This is a genomic window from Hyella patelloides LEGE 07179 (genome assembly GCF_900659865.1).
Classification (GTDB): Bacteria; Cyanobacteriota; Cyanobacteriia; order Cyanobacteriales; family Xenococcaceae; genus Hyella; species Hyella patelloides.
This window is the reverse complement of record NZ_LR214198.1, coordinates 1-3359: the sequence shown is the minus strand read 5'-3', so window position 1 is coordinate 3359 and position 3359 is coordinate 1. Positions and strand designations below refer to the sequence as shown.

Sequence of the window (3359 nt, the reverse complement as noted above, 5' to 3'; positions counted from 1 at the left end):
TTTTTAAATTGAGCGAACCGTGAGTTAAGAATCAATGCCGAAAAGATGAGAAGCGATCTCGTTGCCCAAAATCTGACAACCTACAGGAAAGACGGAAAAACAAGGGGTGAAAACAATTGTTTGCCTGTGCTGTGGATTGTCGTCGGCAAATATTAACGATGTCTCACAAAAATACTGCGGATTCTGTCATACTTTTCACGCCCCAACAGGGAAGAATTAGATTTGGCAATGGCTTTAACAGTAAGATGAAAAAGATGAAACTACCAGAACTAATCGATGATTATCTATGTACCCAAACCGATAACACCATGTAACTAAAATCGCTCTCGGTGGCTATATTTAAACGCTTGGTAGCTTATCCACAAAATTCAGAACTCAAGCTTAAATTCAAACTGTTGCCATTAAGACGTATTTTGTCTTGAAGAAACTCGCTATAGTCGGCAAACTCATCAAGCCCTACTAGATTCAAGACAAATTCCCCAATTAGCCACATTGTCATACTCGTTAACAAGATTTTCCATCGTACTTTCATGATGACCACTCCTAATCAAGGGCATTTTGTCGGTAGATTTAAAATTTTGCTATTTTTCAAATCACCATATAGCAATGGTTTTAGCTCAAGTGGTTCATTTGGTTATTGTCTTATTTAACAGTTCAATCACTCAATTCACTCTAATATATTCTTGGTGACAAAACAGTATTGGCTGTGAATGTTCATCCCATTATTTTTCTGTCCGAGCGCGATCGCCCTTGTGAATGCTAAGATACAGTAGCAAAAGAGAACTGTAATTCAAAAAGTAAGGTTCACAATCAATAAATAGTAAGGTAATAAAGATGAACATCAAAAAAACCGAACACTCTCACTAAATCTCACTAAACGAGTTATGGCTTTAAAACCCTGTAAAGTTTGTGGTACTCTCAATGCGGAAGGAGTTGATACTTGTTTAAGTTGTGGTCACGATCCAGAAAGAAGCAAAAGACCTGTGATTTTTCGTTATATTGCGATTACGGTAGTAGTTTGTTTGGCTATACCTCTGATTTCAGGATTGTGGAACTGGATATTATGGCATATTCAGCCCAAGACTCCCAAACCTAAACCATCTCAAGTTTCTCTGGTATTAAATCCGCAGACCTATCCCTATCATAGTAGCGATCGCCTCTTGGTTAGTCTAGACTACAGTAACTAAGCAGATAAAAAGGAAATATGTTCAGCAATAGGGTCTTTAACTGAAATGTTCGGTTTTTCTGCCCAATATTGGCTCAAGAAATGAATTTGTCTTAAACCCGCTATAATATTCAAACCAGGAACAAAAAGCCACCAAATGACTAAAGGTTCGTTCTCTTCTTCTTCGCGATAAAGTTGATTAACTGTACGGTAGAGTCGAAACTCAACGATGTAAATCCAGACTATTCCAGAAAGAGAAAACCAACCGAACCAACTACCTACATCGGGGTCTAGAATCCACAAAACTTGAGGGAAGATGACACCCAGGATAAATGGCAGCACACACATTTTTCCCGACCAACCTTCGCCATTATATTTTCGTAACTCCTCCTGAATAATCCACTTATACCAGATGTAATAAACAGATAAAGAGAATACAGAAAAGAGAAGGACTCGCCAAAGAGGACGGGGTTTGCCTAGAGTTCTATCGCTCATATTTATTAAAATATTTCTGAAGGGGAATTTCTTGGTTTGTACTTTAACGAAAAAAACAATATATAGAAGACTTGTCCGTAACAATTAAAGAAGAAATAATTTATGGCAATCGCCTAACTCCGATATATATCTTTGTGGTGAGAGTAAATATTTAAAAACAATGAGAACGAGAACCAGAGTTGTTAGATTTGATAAAAAACAAATCATCTAGAGAATATCAATGAAGCGCACGCGCACGCAACCGCGCCCTGGCTGTCCGTATGCTTGAAGAAATTCTGAGATAAGGTGTGGATAAATCATGTTTGTGCGACAGTGCCGTATATCTGAGATTATCTGAAATTGAAAAGTAAAAAGTCAATATAATTATCAATCGTGGAAAATATGTATTCTGATTATCCGAACAAAAAAAATTCAAACCTCGTATTTGCTCTTGCTTACGAACTTAAACAATACTTAAAGACAAATGCTGCTCGACTCGACCCCGATACCTATGACAATATCAATTATTGGCGTGGGGGAATTCTTTCTCAAGGCAAGATAAGTGATGAAGATTTATCAGAAATAATCGAATATATCGGAGCAGAAAAGTTACAAGAACTGATCGAGTTGGCTAGTTCTAAAACCGCATCTTTTAATAATTAAATTTCGATTGGGTACTGTCATGTTTATTTTCATCGTTTTAATAGATAAATAAACTACCGCTACTCTCACGGCTTCGCTGCGCCTGAGTCGAACGCTTTGAACTTGAATAGCTGCCACCAACAGAAACTACCAGTAAAGAGAAAAAACCCGCCTCCAACTATCAACGCGGAAGATAAAGAACGAGCAGAAGCGATCGCTCCTATTACTGGTGCGATTAGAGCAAACCCCAAATGAAAGGCAAAGCTATTGAGAGAAAGCACCGTAGCCCTGATAGATGAGGGAATTTGCCGATTGATGAGGTTCAAAATAAGAGGCGATTTCATTCCCCTGACCGCGTAGATAACGGCAATGAAGGCAATTCCCCAAATGCTATTGATGCTGCCCAGAAGGATGTAGGAAGTTCCCAAAAGCAGGACCAGAACTAAAAGAGCTTTCTTGATTCCCAATGAAGCTTTCAGCCGACTGGCATTGACCGAAGCCAGACTCATCAGCAGGTGAAATAACGCCCACGTCCAGCCCATCGCAGTAATTGGCAGGTTTATCTGTTTGAAATAGCCTTGAGATAGCCAGACAATTAGGAAACTAGCAGCAGAAAAAGCACTACTTAGGATTTGCTCAGAAAGTTTCAAACGTTGAGCTAAAAAAGGTTACAGACATTCTGGCGCGACCAAAAAGTTAGGTTGAGGGGGCGCAAAAGCCCTAAAATTGGTAAAACCCCCTTGCACTTATCTGAGATAGAACAGATGTATCGTAAAGCTAATCAGTCTGAGCTTACCCCAGAAAATTTTGAATTGCCTGTTGCGATGCAATTGTCACCTGATAATCGGTGGGTAATCATGGCAAAATTAATTCCTTGGTCGGAATTCGAGTCAGAATATGCCGAAAAGTTTTCCGAAAAAATGGGTGCGCCAGCCAAGCCGTTTCGGATGGCATTGGGGGCATTAATTATTAAAGAAACACTCAGAATTTCCGATAGAGAAACAGTAGCACAAATTAAAGAGAATCCTTACTTACAGTATTTTATAGGGCTATCAGAGTATAGCAATCAAGCACCATT

7 protein-coding genes are annotated in these 3359 nt (G+C 39.0%); 4 read left to right on the top strand and 3 right to left on the bottom strand.

Features of this window, described 5'->3' with window-relative positions; all coding sequences use genetic code 11:
• Window positions 1–158 precede the first annotated feature (158 nt).
• On the top strand, window positions 159–314 hold the full coding sequence (locus H1P_RS36885) for a hypothetical protein (RefSeq protein ID WP_186376273.1): 156 nt from the start codon (window positions 159–161) through the stop codon (window positions 312–314).
• 41 nt (window positions 315–355) lie between these two features.
• Here the strand turns inward: H1P_RS36885 and H1P_RS36880 are convergent, their stop codons facing one another.
• Window positions 356–532: a hypothetical protein gene (locus tag H1P_RS36880; RefSeq protein WP_186376272.1), complete on the bottom strand. Its 177-nt coding sequence runs from the start codon at window positions 530–532 to the stop codon at window positions 356–358.
• Window positions 533–884: 352 nt separating this feature from the next.
• Between H1P_RS36880 and H1P_RS32040 the strand changes: the two genes are divergently transcribed.
• Complete coding sequence (locus tag H1P_RS32040; RefSeq protein ID WP_144875342.1) at window positions 885–1187, top strand: hypothetical protein; 303 nt, start codon at window positions 885–887, stop codon at window positions 1185–1187.
• Here H1P_RS32040 and H1P_RS32035 read toward each other — a convergent pair.
• A complete protein-coding gene (locus tag H1P_RS32035; protein ID WP_144875340.1) occupies window positions 1184–1660 on the bottom strand; it encodes a hypothetical protein in 477 nt (158 codons plus the stop codon). The two genes, H1P_RS32040 and H1P_RS32035, sit on opposite strands and share 4 nt — an antisense overlap.
• 372 nt (window positions 1661–2032) lie before the next feature.
• On the opposite strand from H1P_RS32035, the gene H1P_RS32030 reads away from it, so the two are divergent.
• On the top strand, window positions 2033–2302 hold the full coding sequence (locus tag H1P_RS32030) for a hypothetical protein (protein ID WP_144875338.1): 270 nt from the start codon (window positions 2033–2035) through the stop codon (window positions 2300–2302).
• 65 nt (window positions 2303–2367) lie between these two features.
• Here H1P_RS32030 and H1P_RS32025 read toward each other — a convergent pair whose 3' ends face one another.
• Window positions 2368–2931, bottom strand: coding sequence for an MFS transporter (locus H1P_RS32025; RefSeq protein WP_144875336.1), 564 nt, complete (start codon window positions 2929–2931; stop codon window positions 2368–2370).
• A 114-nt stretch (window positions 2932–3045) separates the two neighbouring features.
• Here H1P_RS32025 and H1P_RS32020 point away from each other — a divergent pair.
• The coding region (locus H1P_RS32020) for a transposase (RefSeq protein ID WP_144875334.1) at window positions 3046–3359 on the top strand (314 nt) is incomplete at its 3' end.

Excerpts from the sequence above, each read along its gene's own strand:
- H1P_RS36885 (WP_186376273.1), top strand. The coding sequence starts at position 159 with ATGTCTCACAAAAATACTGCGGATTCTGTCATACTTTTCACGCCCCAA.
- H1P_RS36880 (WP_186376272.1), bottom strand. The coding sequence starts at position 532 with ATGAAAGTACGATGGAAAATCTTGTTAACGAGTATGACAATGTGGCTA.
- H1P_RS32040 (WP_144875342.1), top strand. The coding sequence starts at position 885 with ATGGCTTTAAAACCCTGTAAAGTTTGTGGTACTCTCAATGCGGAAGGA.
- H1P_RS32035 (WP_144875340.1), bottom strand. The coding sequence starts at position 1,660 with ATGAGCGATAGAACTCTAGGCAAACCCCGTCCTCTTTGGCGAGTCCTT.